Source organism: Clostridium frigoris (assembly GCF_018861865.1).
Lineage (GTDB): Bacteria > Bacillota > Clostridia > Clostridiales > Clostridiaceae > Clostridium_AD > Clostridium_AD frigoris.
Genome location: NZ_JAHLDV010000010.1, coordinates 1 through 17917 on the forward strand (window position 1 = coordinate 1; position 17917 = coordinate 17917).

Sequence of the window (17917 nt, forward strand, 5' to 3'; positions counted from 1 at the left end):
ATTCTACAGACTTGTCAAGTGTTTTATGCAAAAAAAATGGGGGAATCAATAAAAATTAATGATACTAAAAATGAGTAATCACAGGAACTAGGGAGTTTCCGTGAAATCTCAGATATATTAAGGAGGAGATACCATGCCAAAAATTAACTGCAGTGTTTTAAATTGCTCCCATAATAATGAAACCACATGTTACGCTAATATCATAAACGTTGGTGGAAAAAATGCTAAAAAAGACTCTGACACTTGTTGCGCTACTTTTTTAGATAGTATCGTCTATAGCGATCTTACAAATATCGTACATTCTAATAGTAATGGATGCGATGTAATTTCTTGTAATGTAGGTACTTGTATCTATAACTCTAATGAACTGTGTAGTGCTAAATGCATAGAGGTTAATGGTGAAAATGTTAATCTATATTCTGAGACTGACTGCTTAACTTTTAAAACTAAATAATTATATAGATTTTACAAAATAAGGATACCTTAGTATTTAAAGTGGACCTTGCGTCAAGGACATTTTAATTAAAGCTAAGGTACCCTTTTAACTATTCCTTAATCCAATTACCTCGCCTATGGTTAGGTAACGCCACGTTCCGCTCTCTATCCCATCAACTTTTATCTCAACAATTCGAACGCGCTCTAGTCTTACAACTGTATATCCGAAAGTTTTACTCATTCTACGGATTTGCTTATTTAATCCTTGAGTTAGAATAATTCGAAAAGTATCCTCTGATATTCTGAAAACTTTGCAAGGCCTTGTGTTAATACCGCAAATTTGTACTCCTTTTGACATACCTTCAATGAAGCTATTATCATATGACTTATTTACTGTAACTACATATTCTTTCTCATGTTCATTTTTAGATTCTAAAATATTATTTGCGAGCTCTCCATCGTTAGTCATAAGTATTAACCCTTGGGATGATTTATCTAACCTACCAACTGGAAATATATACTCTGGGTAATTCATGAAATCTATTATATTACTAGTTACTGTTTTTTCTGCAGTGCATGTAATTCCAACGGGTTTATTAAGTGCAATATAAATTTTATCTTTTTCTATTATATTTTTATTATCAAGAAGAATGTTATCCTCTTGCTCTACCCACTGCCCTGGAGTACAAAGCTCCCCATTTACTATTATTCTATTTTCCTCAATAAGTTTATTTGCTCCAGTTCTTGAACAAATACCATAATTGCTAAGAAGTTTATTTATTCTCATAATAACTCTTTATCCTTTCATCATACAAAATGTAGATATATGTTTACATTTATAGATATATATATCTACATTTGTATATATATCTATAAATATACATTTACATTTACAATTTAAGCTTGCTTCTTAAACATTATACATCACAATACCATATCATCTTAAAAAAATAACTCATAAGCAATCTGCTCATGAGTTATTACTAATATATATTAAAATTTACAACTATTATTTAGCTTGTTCTTGCATTTTATCAATTACAACTTGCGTAAACTCGATTGTTCCAGTGTTACCACCTAAATCGCAAGTTAAATGTTTTCCTTCTTTAAGAACAGCTTCTACAGCTTGTTCTATTTTATCTGCTGCCTTTGCTTCTCCTATGTATCTTAGCATCATTACACTAGATAAAATACAAGCAGTTGGGTTTGCTATGTTCTGCCCTGCTATATCTGGAGCAGATCCATGAGCTGGTTCAAACACTGCACCTTCTTCGCCAATGTTTGCTCCTGGTACTAACCCTAGACCACCAACTAGACCTGCTGCCATATCAGAGAGTATATCCCCGTATAGATTAGGCATAACAAGCACATCATATTTCTCTGGATTCATAACAAGTTTCATGCTCATGGCATCAACTATAACATCTCCAAAGGCTATATCTTTGTGATTCGCTGCGATATTTCTTGCACATCTTAAAAATAATCCATCAGAAAGTTTCATAATATTTGCTTTATGAACAGCTATAACTTCTTTTCTATTTTGCTCTTTTGCTATTTTAAAAGCATATTCTACAATTCTATCACTAGCTTTTTTGCTTATTATCTTTATACTCTCAGCAATATCGTCTGTAATCATATGCTCAATACCTGCATATAAATCCTCACTGTTTTCTCTTACTATTATTAGGTCTACATTCTCAAATCTTGAAGGAACGCCTTCAAATGTCCTTATAGGCCTAATATTAGCATAAAGATTTAGTTCCTGTCTTAGTGTAACATTAACACTTTTAAATCCTTTGCCTACAGGTGTAGTTACAGGTCCTTTAAGCGCAACTTTATTCTTTTTAATGCTTTCTAACACATAAGGAGGCATAGGGGTACCAAACTCTTCTATAACTTCTGCACCCATACGTACAGTTTCCCAATTAATGCAAACTCCACTTTTTTCTAGTATTTTAACCGTAGCTGTTGTTACTTCTGGTCCAATTCCGTCTCCTGGTATAAGTGTAATATTATGTTTCATTCTTCTAGGCACCTACCTTTTTCTTATTTTTCATAAGATTTATTAATCCACCGTGTATAAGCATCTCTTCTTCTCTTTGAGTTACTTCAGGAAGAGTTTCATACTCGGTTTTTTTTGTTATATTTTTTACAATAACTATACCTTTTTTTATCTGATTTGCAGCATCTTCAATTACTAATTCATCCATCATATCTATATTTTCATAATCCTTAAAGTCCTTAAATACCAATGGAATTATAGCATTATTAATTAAATTGGCTTTATGAATTCTTGCAAAAGATTTTGTAAGAACAACCTTAACGCCTAAATATAGTGGTGCAAGTGCTGCATGTTCACGACTTGATCCTTGACCATAGTTTGAACCTGCAACTATTATTCCACCATCATACTTTTTAGCCTTAGCTGGAAATTCTGCATCGCTAGGCGTTAAACAAAACTCTGCAAGGTATGGAATGTTCGATCTAAATGGAAGTAATTTAGCATTAGATGGCATTATATCATCTGTTGTAATGTTATCCTCTAATTTAGTTAGAACTTTACCTGTAACGCTTCCTATTAACTCTTTTGCTTTAGGGAATGGTTTTATATTTGGACCTCTTTTAACTACTATATCTTTACCATCTTGTGCTGGGCTTATTATTAAATTATCATTAATAACAAATTCTTCTGGCATATCCACAATAACTGCTTCTCCAAGTTCTCTAGGATCTGTAATATATCCTGTAAGTGCTGATGCAACTGCAACTTCTGGGCTTACAATATAAACATTCGCAGATGTTGTACCAGATCTACCTTTGAAGTTTCTATTAAATGTTCTAAGGGATACGGCTCCAGTTGAAGGTGCTTGACCCATTCCTATACATGGACCACATGCACTTTCGAGTATTCTTGCACCGGCATCAATCATATCTCCAAGTCCACCATTTTTAGATAACATATTTAAAACTTGTTTTGATCCTGGCGCAATAGCAAGTGACATATCATCCGGTATTGTTTTACCTAAGAGTATTTTAGACACTTTCATCATATCAACATAAGATGAATTAGTACAACTTCCTATTAGCACTTGATCTACCTTTATATCCTTTAGTGATGATACAAGAACTACCTTATCTGGACTATGAGGACAAGCAACAAGAGGTTCTATTTTACTTAAATCTATTTCAACTGTCTCATCATATACTGCTCCATCATCCGCTTTAAGTTCTACGAAATCTTTTTCTCTATGTTGTGCTTTTAAAAATTTATATGTTATCTCATCACTAGGGAAGATTGAAGTTGTAGCACCAAGTTCTGCACCCATATTTGTAATAGTTGCCCTATCAGGTACGCTTAGAGTTTTTAATCCATCTCCTGCATATTCAAATATTTTGTTAACTCCACCCTTAACTGTTAAACGCCTTAATACTTCAAGGATTATATCCTTAGCCGCAACCCAAGGACTAAGCTTTCCTGTTAAATTTACTTTAACGATTTTAGGCATTGTTATATAATACTCACCACCACCCATTGCAACAGCTACGTCTAATCCACCTGCTCCAATAGCTAGCATTCCAATTCCCCCACCAGTAGGAGTATGACTATCTGAACCAAGTAAAGTCTCTCCTGGAACCCCGAATCTTTCTAAATGGACTTGATGACAAATACCATTGCCTGGTTTAGAGAAATATATGCCATGTTTTTTTGCAACAGTCTGAATGTATAAATGATCATCTGCATTTTCAGGACCAGTTTGTAAAATATTATGATCTATATAAGCAACAGACTTTTTAGTTTGAACTTTATCAATTCCCATAGCTTCAAATTGTAGATAAGCCATCGTGCCTGTAGAATCTTGAGTTAATGTTTGATCTATCTTAATTGCAATTTCACTATCTGTAATCATTTCGCCCTTAACCAAATGAGCTTTAATTATTTTTTGCGCAGCAGTATATGCCATGTTATCCCTCCATTTTATATATATAAATTTATTCTACAATATTTAACATAGATTAAAACTCTTCAGTGTTATGTTTTTTTGTACTTAACTGTGGAATTATTTTTCTTGCAATTAGTTCTAATTCTTCACTTTTCATTACAGTGCTTCTTCCAGTCTCATATTGCTTATCTACCCAATCTTTTATAGTATTAATTCTTTCATCTTTTTTATCAATTTTATCCGAATCTTTTAATCTATAATAAGTATTAACCCAAGCTGCAATGCCTGCATGTCCCGAATGTTCGTTAACTGCCACAACAATTGGCCTACCTAATATTTTTTCAGTATCGAAAATATTGTATATTTCTTCATCTTTTAATATTCCATCAGCATGAATACCCGCTCTTGTAACATTAAATTCACTACCCACATAAGGCGTCCTAGGTGGAATACTATATTTAAACTCGCCTTCAAAGTATTGTCCAATTTCACTTATAAGCTTAAGATTCATATTTTTTACATTTCCTCTTATTTGACCATATTCTATAATCATTGCTTCAAGTGGACAATTACCTGTTCTCTCACCAATACCAAAAAGTGATGTATTTATTGCAGAACATCCGTGTAGCCACGCTGTAGTAGCATTTGGAACTACATTATAAAAATCATTATGCCCATGCCATTCAAGATATTCCGAGGGTACTCCACCATACTTTATTAATCCATTAATAATTTGTGGTACACTTCTTGGAAGTTCCGTACCAGAGTAAGGCAATCCAAGTCCTAATGTATCACATGCCCTAATCTTTATTTTAATACCAGATTCCTTGGATAGTTCCATAAGCCTTTGTACTAGTGGTATAACAAAACCAAAGAAATCAGCTCTAGTTATATCTTCAAGATGACATCTTGGAACTATTCCATTTTCTAGCGCTTCTTCTACTAATGAAACATATAAGTCCATGGCCTCTTGTCTTGTTTTATTAAGCTTTTTGAATATATGATAATCAGAACAAGACATAAGCATTCCCGTTTCCTTAAGTCCCATATCTTTAACAAGTTTAAAATCTTCTTTGTTAGCTCGTATCCATGATGTTACCTCTGGAAACTCATATCCTCTTGCTAAACATTTTTTAACAGCATTTCTATCCTTCTCAGTATATAAAAAGAATTCTGTTTGTCTAATTATACCCGAATTATTGTCAAGTTTGTGTAAATAATCAAATATTTTAACTATTTGCTTTTCAGTGTAAGTATCCATAGACTGTTGACCATCCCTGAATGTAGTATCCGTGATCCATATATCATCAGGTATAGACATTGGAATCTGCTGACCTCCAAAAACAACCTTCGGAATTTCTGAATATGGGAATATATCTTTAAACAACCTAGGTTGTTTTTCATCAACTAACTTAAAATTGTTTGTTACAATCTTAGACTCATCATTATTTACTAATTTGAACTTATTCACTTATTATCCCCCTTCTTAGTCCTTCCTTATTTGCATCTTTAGCCACTGCATATAATTCTAGAGTATATGAATGTACTATGCATTAAAATTTCATTTAATGCTAATTATATAGCTTATGAATAGTTTTGTAAAGATATTTTGCAACATCATAGTGTATGTCCATCATTTATCAAAATAGTAATTCTTATGAGAATTAAAAAAAGAGCATACTCGGGTTTCCCATCGTATGCTCCTACTATATCTAACTTAATTTTTAAAATAAACTATTTAATTTTTAGACCTACCATATGATTATTAGCACCAGAGTCTACTTTGTCAGCTTGAGCCTGCGTTATAGTTCCAGCATCAACAAGAGCTTTAAGAGCACTTACATGTGTAGTCTTATTGCTATCCATATATGCTTTGCGCTGTGCATCAGTCATACTTTTAATCTTTTCCCTTTCTGCTGTGTTTGCAGCTTCCTGAGTAACTATAGCTTCTTTAATTTTATCTGATTGATCCTGAGTTATAGTATTATCAGTTACAAGCTTTGCTAAATTAGTATCTACTTTTGCTTGCCTTTGAGTATCCATTTGAGCCTTTTCAGCAGCTTTTAGATCATCAACCTTTGCCTGAGTCAATATGTTATTATCAACTAAGTCTTTATATACATCAGTTTTTATTGTATTATCCGTGGTTTTAGTCTTTTCATATGCTAATACTTTATCGCTTTCACTTTGCGTAATAATATTTGAACTAACACCTAATTTAAGTGTTGATTCTAGTTTAATTCCACCTTTCATATTTTTCCCACGTTCACCAGGACCACCTTTTGCACCGACAGGTCCAACTTTATCAGCTTGAGCCTGTGTTATAGTACCTGCATCTACAAGAGCTTTTAAAGCACTTACGTGAGTAGTCTTGTTACTATCCATATATGCCTTTCTTTCTGCATCAGTCATACTTTTAGTCTTTTCCCTTTCTACTTTGTTTGTAGCTTCCTGTGTAGCTATAGCAGCTTTAATTTTATCTGATTGATCTTGAGTTATAGTATTATCAGTTACAAGCTTTGCTAAATTAGTATCTATTTCCGCTTGTCTTTGAGCCTCTCTTTGGACCTGCTCACTAGCTTTTAGTGCATCAGCCTTAGCCTTAGTCAACATGTTATTATCAACTAAATCTTTATATATGTCAGTTTTAACTGTTTTATCTATAGTTTTACTATTTTCATATGCTAAAATTTTGTCACTTTCAGTCTGTGTAATAATACCTGTGCTAACACCCAATTTTAGCGTTGATTCTAATTCAGCTTTAGGTTGCTTAAACTCAGTTTTTGAAGACGCCTTCACATCAGTCTTTGTTGTTGTCGTGCCTGTTGCAAAAGCCAAACTAACAGAAGATAAAAGCATTCCTCCTGTTATTATTCCTGTTATTATCTTTGTTCTTAAAGTTATACTTTTCATATTAATTGCTCCTCACTAATTTATTTTTTATTAATGACTACACTTTTATTATAGGCACCTGTTATGTCAACAATGTGTCAACAAAATGTTACTTTCATGTGTTTTATGAATTTAATGTAAATTAAAAGCTCCACCTAAGGTAAAACACCTACTGGCGTTCAACTTTTAGTGGAGCTTATCAGAATTTTTTATGTTGCTATTTGCTTTATTTTTTATGAATTTTTAAAGCATCAAAGGAATTGTCTTTTTGGAATATAAATGTCGCCCCATATCCATCACGACCTATTACATTCTCATTGCCTTCCTTAAGTACAATGCTATTATCTTCATTTGTATATCCTAATTCGAAATCATCCAATAGAATCAATAATTTTTGTTTATCTGTCATTTTTTCCACCCCTCAGCGCTATAATATATATTTTATTATACCTTATTGGTATTTATTGTTCAATTAATTGCCAAAATCCAACATGAATATCATTACTGAGGCATCATGTTTAGGTTTAATTTACGCTTCTTCAACAAGTAATTTTAATTTTTCTTGTGTTAAAATCAAATTATTTTGTGTATTATTAAATTTTTCTTTCAATGAATCCATTACGCTCTCTACGTTAGTTGAAACACTCTGTACACCATCCAATGACTCATGAATTCCTGATTGTACAACCCAATCAGATATAAGACCATCGAAAAAATAATCTGCAAATGTTTCAAAAGACCTTATATTTATATCTATATTCATTGTTAATCTTACATCAGATAATTCATTTTGAAATCGTATCAATGCTCCTTTTACACTATGGGCATATTCCTTAGCTTGATCAATATGCGAGTGCTTAGCTGCCGTGGCCAGTAGCTCGCCTCCTAGTATGTCCCATGTTCCCCAGTCTTGTGCACTTTCAAGAGAATCTATTACGCGTCCCAGTTTAATTTGTACAGCATCGCCCGCCACAATTGCTTCCTTAAGTTCTTTCTTTTGTGTTTTAAAATCAGAGAGGTTGTCTATAAGTTGAAGCAGCTCTTGAGAATTATCATCATTTAATTGCATTATAATCTCTTCTTTATGCTTTAATACAATTTCATATTCACCTTCTACCCCAGCCAAATCATTTAATGATGCTTTATATAACGCGAGCTCTCTCTCTAATTCTAAAACTGATTTACAACAATCATCATATTTTAGCATTGCAGAAAGCACCTCCCGCTTCTCCTTTTCAAGTTGTTCATGTTTACTACCAAGTATTGCATAAAAAAGACTTGTAATCCCTTTTGATTCAAGTCTTTTTACATCATTATCCTCATCTTTAAGGATTTTTTTGAGCTGTACCTTCCTATCTGTTTCCTTTTGCAACTCTTCACTGGTCAGATTAACTGAATTTTGAAGTTTTCTTTTTTTAAGCAATTTTTCTTTTACATTTATAAGTTCCCTATTAAGATCTTCAAACATAATAACTTCTCCTTTCATTATGATTTTTTATAAAAAACATATTATTTATTACATATAAGATTAATAAATATCAGACTTTACAAAATATTCTTACCTCGAAACTGCTGATTCAAAAAATATCTTTGTACCCACCATCAATTAATTTTCTTATTTCTGGAGATATTATTCTTATTAGATTTTTATTAGAGTTTATACTTATTGTTACTTCATTTTCTTGGGCTTTAGCAGAAATTAAATACTTTATAACATCTTCAATTATTTTAGTTTGTTTAGAATTATTAAAATAAAAAGTATAAGTTTTAATTGGACTTGTTGCTCCAGGTAATACACTTCCCGCTAATTCAATTCTTGCAGATGTTATATTCTCAAATTTAAGTTCGTTTATAGTAGGTGACACGCTTTTAGAACATCCCGTTATTAACACTATACATAATATTAAACCAAGGGTTGTAATTCTAATAAGCTTATACATATTTCACCTTACTTCTAAATATTTACTTTATATACGAACATCAAAATAGAAAAGCTCATAAGTTCACAATTGATTTCAGCTTCTTTTAATCTTTTCTGCTTAAGTTTCTCCTTTTAAAATTGATAGGCTATATCTTGTATATACCTTGTAATACATACTTTCTACACTTATATATCACTATTAAGGTTATAAAATATTTCGCCTATTTCTCTCCAATAAATAAACCATGCAAGCTGTATCCTAATATATTTTCATTTTCACAAGTATCATAATGATAATTAAGGAGCGACCAAAACTTTATACAACAGCCCGGCAGAAACCTAATATTTCAATCCACGCTCCTATGTAAGGAGCGACATTTAAGGGTGGTGGTTACGTAGGGTATGCGACTGATTTCAATCCACGCTCCTATGTAAGGAGCGACCTCAACAGGATAATGGCCAGGATGATGCAGACACAATTTCAATCCACGCTCCTATGTAAGGAGCGACTTTTCAAAACTAATTTTAAAGTACCTTTTCATCGATTTCAATCCACGCTCCTATGTAAGGAGCGACAAATATTGACGGTAAACAAACAGTAAGTGCAAGAATTTCAATCCACGCTCCTATGTAAGGAGCGACAATCATAGCAGGATATAGAGTGCCACTTTATTTAATTTCAATCCACGCTCCTATGTAAGGAGCGACACCCCTTAATTTTATTTTTACTAAATTGCAGTGCAATTTCAATCCACGCTCCTATGTAAGGAGCGACGCTACTATAAAAGCACATGAGGAATATAACAATATTTCAATCCACGCTCCTATGTAAGGAGCGACAAAACTGGTACTGCATATAAAGCTAAAAAAAGTATTTCAATCCACGCTCCTATGTAAGGAGCGACGAGCGGTAAAACATCATTGTTAGGTAATTTAACAAATTTCAATCCACGCTCCTATGTAAGGAGCGACGAAATGAATATCAAACAATCAAACTTATATTAAAATTTCAATCCACGCTCCTATGTAAGGAGCGACTATTTCACATCAGACGAGATAAAAGACATCGAAAATTTCAATCCACGCTCCTATGTAAGGAGCGACTATACACATATTGCCATACTTTTACTTATATGGATATTTCAATCCACGCTCCTATGTAAGGAGCGACCAAGGAAGTTTCAACGAAATGGATATAAAATAATAATTTCAATCCACGCTCCTATGTAAGGAGCGACGTCTAGTTACGGACAGGATAAATTTAAAATAAAAATTTCAATCCACGCTCCTATGTAAGGAGCGACCATCTAATACGCAAAAACTATTACATACGCTTTGGATTTCAATCCACGCTCCTATGTAAGGAGCGACTGTTAAGCGATGATGAAATACTTTGCCAAACCAGATTTCAATCCACGCTCCTATGTAAGGAGCGACTTGAAATACAAGCAAAGATTAATAACTTATATATTATTTCAATCCACGCTCCTATGTAAGGAGCGACCACAAAATCCTTTTGCTTGTTTTTCTGTATCAAAATTTCAATCCACGCTCCTATGTAAGGAGCGACATTTCCATGGGCTAAACAATATGCCGATACTATGAATTTCAATCCACGCTCCTATGTAAGGAGCGACGCCACAATTTACTATTCTAACTTCTTGTATACTAGATTTCAATCCACGCTCCTATGTAAGGAGCGACAGTAATGGTAAGAGTACCTTACTAGACCTCTTAATTTCAATCCACGCTCCTATGTAAGGAGCGACCAAATAATACTTCGTTAAGTTTATCTTCAAGTTCGATTTCAATCCACGCTCCTATGTAAGGAGCGACTTATAAGCAATGGGCATTGGAAGTGCCTGGTATTGATTTCAATCCACGCTCCTATGTAAGGAGCGACCATATGAAGCAACTCTGTGCCTTACAATCTCATGTATTTCAATCCACGCTCCTATGTAAGGAGCGACCTTCTACTTGCGAATACTCTTACACATTTCTCTTATTTCAATCCACGCTCCTATGTAAGGAGCGACAACCTAAGTTTTTCAATCTTTTAATTGCGGTAAAATTTCAATCCACGCTCCTATGTAAGGAGCGACTACAATACCTCAAGTTTGTGATGATGTTTGGTCAATTTCAATCCACGCTCCTATGTAAGGAGCGACTAATGGATATGCATAAATGTTTAGACTGCAATCAAATTTCAATCCACGCTCCTATGTAAGGAGCGACGTAGCAATCTTTACATTTATAACTGGACCAGTAGATTTCAATCCACGCTCCTATGTAAGGAGCGACTGAAAATGTATGCCGAGCTTATAGGAAACTATAAATTTCAATCCACGCTCCTATGTAAGGAGCGACACCAAAACCCTTTAATTCACTAATCTGGTCAAAAATTTCAATCCACGCTCCTATGTAAGGAGCGACGATACACATGATTTAAGAAATTTGTAGGGGCTTAATTTCAATCCACGCTCCTATGTAAGGAGCGACTATTAATATTTCTGATATATGATCTACTTTTAAAATTTCAATCCACGCTCCTATGTAAGGAGCGACCATCAGTAGTAAATATATTACATACACCATCATTATTTCAATCCACGCTCCTATGTAAGGAGCGACGCTATTATAAGTTGATCCCCTATAGGTAGTACCAATTTCAATCCACGCTCCTATGTAAGGAGCGACATTATCTTCAAGTACATGCCATATATCATCAAAAATTTCAATCCACGCTCCTATGTAAGGAGCGACGTTTTATCAATATCGTTAAGTACTTCCTTAATAGATTTCAATCCACGCTCCTATGTAAGGAGCGACTAAATTTAGTAGATACCTTGGTGAAACGATAATGATTTCAATCCACGCTCCTATGTAAGGAGCGACAAGATAGTGATGGAGATAATCTAACTTATGTTTGATTTCAATCCACGCTCCTATGTAAGGAGCGACTAAGAAGTATGAAGTTTGGTCAGGGTTTAATGTTATTTCAATCCACGCTCCTATGTAAGGAGCGACTAGACTCTATTATTTGACTAACTGTTTCTACTGATTTCAATCCACGCTCCTATGTAAGGAGCGACAGCAAAAATGGCCAAAAATCCGTTAAATTTATAAGGATTAAAGATATTTTTGCACTTTTTTTGTTAAATTATATCCCTCCTACCATATATTTCACCTTTAACAAAAGGTTTTTACTATATTTATGGTGCGAAGGCTCCACGATTTTATGTTTGCTTAACATACGCACTAAATTATAAGCGTACCTTCAACATCAATTGATTCCTTTGCACCTATATGCACAATCTTATTTTTATAATTGTTCCCTAAATAATAAAATCTCAAACTATCTTTATCCTTATCAATGATTTGCTCAAGCTTATGCTGAACCTCACGGCATTTAGCTGCATCTAATACACACTCAAAAACTGAATTTTGAACACGCTGACCGTAATTAACGCATTGTTTTGCAACCTGGCGCAACCGTTTCATGCCACTTGGCGTTTGTGTATTTACATCGTATGTTATAAGTACTAACATTTTATCACCTACTTCCACATAAATGGAGGATATCCATCCAAGTCACCACGGATAAACCTGCCCAATAGCATTGCCTGAACATAAGGTACTAGTCCCCATTCTACTTTTTCTTGCAAAAATTGATGCGTAATTTTCTCTTGCTTCTTGCTTTGCCAAGCTTTTAATATGCTTTTTCTTGTATCCTCATCCATGTTAACTGCTCCATTTTCTTTTTGTGTAAACCCTTTTGAATTTACTTCCCTTTTGTTTATTAGCGATATAACAAATCGATCCGCATAGACCGAACGTAACTCTTCCATCATATCAAGAGCTAATGACACTCTACCAGGCCTGTCACGATGTAAAAATCCTACATAAGGATCTAATCCAACTGTTTCCAATGCCGCCGCAACATCATGCGCTAAAAGCGTATATACAAATGATAACATCGCATTAACATTGTCTAAAGGCGGACGTTTATTACGACAATGAAAATAAAAAGATTCTTTTTGTTGAAGAATTAGATCGTCAAATACGCTAAAATATTGTGATGATGCTTCCCCCTCATATCCTCTTAGTTGATCTAAATTTTCACTTTGTTCAACTAATGAAAGCGAATTTACAAGAGTTTTAGAAACTCCTTTTAACTTATCAACATCAAGTCTAATTGCATAATCACGAGTTGCACGTTCAATAACCCAACGCGCATTATAAATTTTCCCTATAATAAAGTTTTTAGCTATTTTATTACTCTCCTCATTACTGTCTGAAAGCCTGTATTGAGCTTTTCTTAAAGTAACATTGCCCCTAACCTCCCCAACTACCCTTGCAAGGAACCTACCACTTTGTTTCATAAAACTTAATGCAATGTTATGTTTTGCACATGCACCCATTAATGCTGGACTCGCACCAGTATAACCAAAAGCTACAATACCTTCAAGATTGTGTAATGGAATTCTTGAAATTTCTATTTGCTCTTTTAAAATTACAATATTTTCTCCATCAAGTGATAAATAAGTATTTGGAGATGTAACATAGAGTGTATTTAATAGCTTTCTCATTCTTTCACCTCCAAAATATTTTTATTAATATAATTAAGTGCGGATGGATTTTTACATAACTTTGGCATGCAAACCTCAGTAAGTGAACATGCTTTACAACTTTTAGATATTTTAACTTTAGGTGTATATCTTCTGTCATATAATTCATGCATTTCTTTAAAAATAGTTTTTACACGATCACGTAAGTCATTATCAAATATAATTTTAAGTCTACGTTTTGTTTCGCCATAAAATAAATATGCTTCAGGGATTTTACATAATAGCATTTCCTCAATACACATAGCCTGTGCACATAATTGTAGAACATCCGATTCATCTTCTTTTGGTTTCCCACGCTTATACTCCACAGGAACTGGTTTGTATTTTCCAGTCCTGCCAAATATATTTACCCCATCCGAATCCTTATGTAGCTCAACCACATCACAAGTTCCAGTTATTCCAAGTGTATGCGAAAATATTTTCATTCCACGCGAAATAATTATATCTCCACGCTTTTCTTTTAATGTATCATCATGTGTTTTCTCATGAAGAATTTCGCCCTCAATTGTTCGAAGATTTTCTTGCCATTGCTGTTCAATGTGTATTAATGCCCATTGACGTTTACAAAATTCAAAATGTTGTATCCCAGACAATAGCAAAAAATCATCTTCTTTATATTCCATCATATATTTCTGGTGTTAACCCTTCTAATGTTTCATTAGAAATATTATAATCATTAATACTTTTTGGTATATCTACAATTGGTACAACTTTCAAACTTCTATGCACCTTTGCAGAAGAATATTGGCCCATTTGTGCATTATGTTTCCACCAATAAACCTTACATACCTCCATGCTTCCATCCGGGCGAGCAGATGAACAATCATTTTCAAAAAGTGTAATTAATGACTTTTTAATAATTTCACTATCCTCTTCACTAAAACCTGTCTTTGTTGCTAATTGTGTATTAATGCTTCCATAAATCACATAAACACCAAATTCAACTCTATGCTTCATACCCATTGTATCTGAACTTTTCTTATCTGGGTCTTTCTGAGTTTCTCCATTAACACTTTTTGTTATTTGCATACTTGATATCTCAATGGGTGAAATACTTACAGCACAATGGATTGAAACTGGTCCCCTTATCCCTATTGAAACAGAATTATCCGCTCCTGCTTTAAATGCAAATACTTGCCCAAAGCTTCTAACATCAATCCATTTTTCGCAAGCTATTTTTGCATAGTTTTCCTTATCTTTATTTGATTTTTTTAGTTCTGGGCAACCTTCAGCCCTATCCTTAAGACTTCTAAAACCATCTGTTCTTCTCTCATCCGATTGAACAAATATTGCCTCACCCATGTCTTGAAGGCGATTACGAATTTTTCTTTTGATGCAAACATCAGAAATCTCACCAAACCCATCGTAATTTTCTCTAGGTCTATTCCCATTTAGTGGGTCTCCATTAGGATTCGCATTTTTCGCTGAAATGACAACTGCAAAATCAATTTTTTTTACAAAATTACTCATATTAAATCTCCCCTTCGTTCGTTTTTTGTAATTTCTTTTTTGCATTTTCTTCTATTCTTTTATTTTTTTCATTTATAAAAACTTGTCTTTGACAATAATATCCTAAGATATAACTATCATCTAACTTCTTCAGACTTATAAATTCTTCATATGGTATCATAGAATTTATTTTTGTCATTAGTTCCGTTAAGCTTGTGCCCTTTAACCCTAACCTTGCCATATATGGCTTAAGCTTATCTGTAATAATACCCCATGTTTTATAAGGATGAATTTTAAATTGATGCATTAATCTTTCTGCATTTGTATCTCTTTTTTCACCAACCGTATATAACGCATATTCTTCAATTTGCTGTGCTACTGCTAGAAGCCTGCCAAAAATGTAACTCCTATCCCTCTGATTTTCATCAAGTGACATTGACCATTCCTCCTTAAATTTATCATATCTATATTTTTTCACTAATGCACAAGTTATTGTTAATGTTTTCTGCCATTCCCAATTTTCCATTGATAGTGGATTTGAAGCACGGTTTAACGCGGAATTTACAAAATCATAAGGTATTCTAGCGCCATCAATAATACATTGTAATAACCTTTCTACTGTTGATTTTTTTAACTTATCATTCACTTTATCACCATAACATGCTAAAGCTATATCTTTAGGAGATGGAGCACCGATAAAAGTAATGGCCTTGAATTTTAATTTTCCTTTTTCATCAACTCCATCAGGTACTTTTTTATACGTATGTTGCCAAATGCAAGTCTTATGCCAATTCTCAATCCTATTTAAAAAATCAATACCATCAAGCTCACGGTAATAGGTGATAGATAGTCTTCCAGTTGTTGCGGCATCTAGCCCCATAATAATTATTTCCGCTTTTGTATTTAAATCACAACCATAACCTGCAATAGCACTATTAAGCCTTTTTGCAAACTCCTTTTCAGTTGAAATAGCAGGTGGCTCTTCTTTACCAAACATACTATCTTGAGTATCGCACATAGGGTCAGGTATATCTTGATTTTTAGTGCCCCATACTATAATCACCTGATCACCATTTTTATAACCTTGTTTTTCTATAAGCCATCTTAATGCACTATGTGCTTTTTGTGAAGTTTCGTAACCAATACTCACAACTTTGTTTTTGTCATTTTTGCCCCCAAGCCGTCCTTGATATGTAAAACCCGTATCATCATTTGCTGAAATAAGCTTTGCCTTATCTCCTGTATGTCTAATCTTTGCAGAATGTTTTACTGAACAAGGAATGACTTTTCCCTTTACATAACACAAGTCTACCTTTTCTTGAAGACTTAAATAATAATTAATATAACTTTCATAGATATCTTTATCAAGCCATACAGCAGATTCATCTTCACCTGAAATTTCCACCCTGAATCTTATGAAAGCATCACTTTGATCACTTACTCCAAGCTTCACACCTTGTTTAAGCCCTCCATTATCATTACATATCATTATCTTCTGATGTATTAAATCTGATATAAGTGCTTTGTTTTTTAAATAACTTAAAATTGCACTAACTTTTGTATTAGAGTAAGGTGAATTACACCAGCCCTCAAGTTTTTCTATATAATTTTTGTAGAATTCTTCACCTTTTTTCTTGTCTACATAATTGCAATAATCACCCGCAACATATTGCAATTTATCGCAAAGTGGATGTGGTAAATTTCCATTGCCCCTTGCAGCTGAATCTTCATTTACAGGAATAATTGTAACTACCTCATTTTTTTCAAGTATCCTTGCTCTTAAGAATTCTCCATCCCCATTAATAGCTATCTCTATATGTGCATTTTGAGTTGAATGGGCAATAGGAAGAAGTGTAATTCTCTTCTCATCTGTTCCAGGAACACCCACTTCAATCCTACAATTCTCATAAGTATCATAAAGTTTCTGTATCCAGCTCAATAATCTCCCCCTCCTTTTCAAATTCCTTAAGTCCACTAAAATTATTATCATCAAACACCTTAGGTTTCATTGATGCTAGCTCACGTTTTATAGTGCATTCGTCAGGTTTGAGAAATTTGATATAGCCATTATTCATTATTGGTGTCCAAAGCCTAGCCATTAGTACATCTTCTCCTGTTTCATCCGGATAATCAAAGCCATGAAACATTAGCCCAAAGGAAAGCGACCCATAATTATCATAAGCTCCCTCTCCCTCCCCAAATTTGCATGGTTCAACATATGCCTGGCACTCCCTAGTTCCTAGAAAAACATCCCGTCTACCACCACATTTAATCATTCTTTTAGAAATTAAATAATGCTTATTCTCATTTCTGTCCTGCTCTAAATTAGGGCGATTATAATTCCATTCAAAATGGGCCCTTACTTGGTATTCAACATTAGCAAGGTACGTATAAATTGACAGAGTATTTCCTCCACTAAAATTTACAGGTCGTATTCCCTGTGATTGAGTTTTAATCAGATTCATTACCCTAACTTCGTCAATTATCCAGATTAGTGTAGGCTTCCAATATACACTCTCAAGTATTCCCTTTAATGCCTGATAAGTTGGAACTTGATATGAGAATTTCTCTCCTCCAATCCTATTTATAGGATCGCTAAAAAGTGCGTATCGCCCACTAACTTTGAATTCAACAATATTTTCTCTTTCCAA

General features: G+C 33.7%; 15 protein-coding genes and 1 CRISPR repeat array. Of the genes, 1 reads left to right on the forward strand and 14 read right to left on the reverse strand.

The genetic code is table 11. The features are described 5' to 3' along the window. Positions 1 to 133: 133 nt before the first annotated feature. Positions 134 to 454 (forward strand): DUF1540 domain-containing protein, encoded by a 321-nt coding sequence (locus KPL37_RS06900; protein ID WP_216147056.1) that lies wholly within the window; start codon positions 134 to 136, stop codon positions 452 to 454. A gap of 87 nt (positions 455 to 541) precedes the next feature. Here the strand turns inward: KPL37_RS06900 and KPL37_RS06905 are convergent, their stop codons facing one another. The 14 genes from KPL37_RS06905 to cas5c form a co-directional block, all read right to left on the reverse strand. Then, positions 542 to 1222, reverse strand: a complete 681-nt coding sequence (locus KPL37_RS06905; RefSeq protein ID WP_216147058.1) for a pseudouridine synthase — start codon at positions 1220 to 1222, stop codon at positions 542 to 544. 222 nt (positions 1223 to 1444) lie between these two features. Continuing rightward, a complete protein-coding gene (locus tag KPL37_RS06910; protein WP_216147060.1) occupies positions 1445 to 2458 on the reverse strand; it encodes an isocitrate/isopropylmalate dehydrogenase family protein in 1014 nt (337 codons plus the stop codon). 4 nt (positions 2459 to 2462) lie between these two features. Beyond that, complete coding sequence (locus KPL37_RS06915; RefSeq protein ID WP_216147062.1) at positions 2463 to 4397, reverse strand: aconitate hydratase; 1935 nt, start codon at positions 4395 to 4397, stop codon at positions 2463 to 2465. 52 nt (positions 4398 to 4449) lie between these two features. Beyond that, entirely contained in the window at positions 4450 to 5847 is a 1398-nt protein-coding gene (locus KPL37_RS06920) for a beta/alpha barrel domain-containing protein (protein ID WP_216147064.1), read from the reverse strand. 263 nt (positions 5848 to 6110) lie between these two features. Next, entirely contained in the window at positions 6111 to 7289 is a 1179-nt protein-coding gene (locus KPL37_RS06925) for a hypothetical protein (protein WP_216147067.1), read from the reverse strand. A 205-nt stretch (positions 7290 to 7494) separates the two neighbouring features. After that, complete coding sequence (locus tag KPL37_RS06930) at positions 7495 to 7677, reverse strand: hypothetical protein (protein ID WP_216147070.1); 183 nt, start codon at positions 7675 to 7677, stop codon at positions 7495 to 7497. Between the two features lie 120 nt (positions 7678 to 7797). Further along, positions 7798 to 8736, reverse strand: coding sequence for a hypothetical protein (locus KPL37_RS06935; protein ID WP_216147073.1), 939 nt, complete (start codon positions 8734 to 8736; stop codon positions 7798 to 7800). Between the two features lie 109 nt (positions 8737 to 8845). Next, positions 8846 to 9133, reverse strand: coding sequence for a hypothetical protein (locus KPL37_RS06940; RefSeq protein ID WP_216147076.1), 288 nt, complete (start codon positions 9131 to 9133; stop codon positions 8846 to 8848). 400 nt (positions 9134 to 9533) lie between these two features. Beyond that, positions 9534 to 12281: direct repeats of the CRISPR family, unit length 32 nt; unit sequence ATTTCAATCCACGCTCCTATGTAAGGAGCGAC. 166 nt (positions 12282 to 12447) lie between these two features. Continuing rightward, positions 12448 to 12738, reverse strand: a complete 291-nt coding sequence (gene cas2, locus KPL37_RS06945; RefSeq protein WP_216147289.1) for a CRISPR-associated endonuclease Cas2 — start codon at positions 12736 to 12738, stop codon at positions 12448 to 12450. Positions 12739 to 12746: 8 nt separating this feature from the next. Continuing rightward, positions 12747 to 13778, reverse strand: coding sequence for a type I-C CRISPR-associated endonuclease Cas1c (cas1c, locus tag KPL37_RS06950; protein ID WP_216147079.1), 1032 nt, complete (start codon positions 13776 to 13778; stop codon positions 12747 to 12749). Further along, positions 13775 to 14440, reverse strand: coding sequence for a CRISPR-associated protein Cas4 (gene cas4 / locus KPL37_RS06955; RefSeq protein ID WP_216147292.1), 666 nt, complete (start codon positions 14438 to 14440; stop codon positions 13775 to 13777). Before cas4 ends, cas1c begins: the two co-directional genes overlap by 4 nt. Beyond that, positions 14430 to 15287, reverse strand: a complete 858-nt coding sequence (cas7c, locus tag KPL37_RS06960; RefSeq protein WP_216147082.1) for a type I-C CRISPR-associated protein Cas7/Csd2 — start codon at positions 15285 to 15287, stop codon at positions 14430 to 14432. The genes cas4 and cas7c overlap by 11 nt, the downstream gene beginning before the upstream one ends. A gap of 1 nt (position 15288) precedes the next feature. Then, a complete protein-coding gene (gene cas8c / locus KPL37_RS06965) occupies positions 15289 to 17205 on the reverse strand; it encodes a type I-C CRISPR-associated protein Cas8c/Csd1 (protein ID WP_216147085.1) in 1917 nt (638 codons plus the stop codon). Then, complete coding sequence (cas5c, locus tag KPL37_RS06970; protein ID WP_216147088.1) at positions 17180 to 17917, reverse strand: type I-C CRISPR-associated protein Cas5c; 738 nt, start codon at positions 17915 to 17917, stop codon at positions 17180 to 17182. The genes cas8c and cas5c overlap by 26 nt, the downstream gene beginning before the upstream one ends.

What these genes read in the sequence shown, in the direction of transcription:
- KPL37_RS06925 (WP_216147067.1), bottom strand. Translation starts at nt 7,289, where the DNA reads ATGAAAAGTATAACTTTAAGAACAAAGATAATAACAGGAATAATAACA.
- KPL37_RS06930 (WP_216147070.1), bottom strand. Translation starts at nt 7,677, where the DNA reads ATGACAGATAAACAAAAATTATTGATTCTATTGGATGATTTCGAATTA.
- cas7c (WP_216147082.1), bottom strand. Translation starts at nt 15,287, where the DNA reads ATGAGTAATTTTGTAAAAAAAATTGATTTTGCAGTTGTCATTTCAGCG.
- KPL37_RS06905 (WP_216147058.1), bottom strand. Translation starts at nt 1,222, where the DNA reads ATGAGAATAAATAAACTTCTTAGCAATTATGGTATTTGTTCAAGAACT.
- KPL37_RS06900 (WP_216147056.1), top strand. Translation starts at nt 134, where the DNA reads ATGCCAAAAATTAACTGCAGTGTTTTAAATTGCTCCCATAATAATGAA.
- cas4 (WP_216147292.1), bottom strand. Translation starts at nt 14,440, where the DNA reads ATGGAATATAAAGAAGATGATTTTTTGCTATTGTCTGGGATACAACAT.
- cas1c (WP_216147079.1), bottom strand. Translation starts at nt 13,778, where the DNA reads ATGAGAAAGCTATTAAATACACTCTATGTTACATCTCCAAATACTTAT.
- cas2 (WP_216147289.1), bottom strand. Translation starts at nt 12,738, where the DNA reads ATGTTAGTACTTATAACATACGATGTAAATACACAAACGCCAAGTGGC.
- KPL37_RS06915 (WP_216147062.1), bottom strand. Translation starts at nt 4,397, where the DNA reads ATGGCATATACTGCTGCGCAAAAAATAATTAAAGCTCATTTGGTTAAG.
- KPL37_RS06935 (WP_216147073.1), bottom strand. Translation starts at nt 8,736, where the DNA reads ATGTTTGAAGATCTTAATAGGGAACTTATAAATGTAAAAGAAAAATTG.
- KPL37_RS06910 (WP_216147060.1), bottom strand. Translation starts at nt 2,458, where the DNA reads ATGAAACATAATATTACACTTATACCAGGAGACGGAATTGGACCAGAA.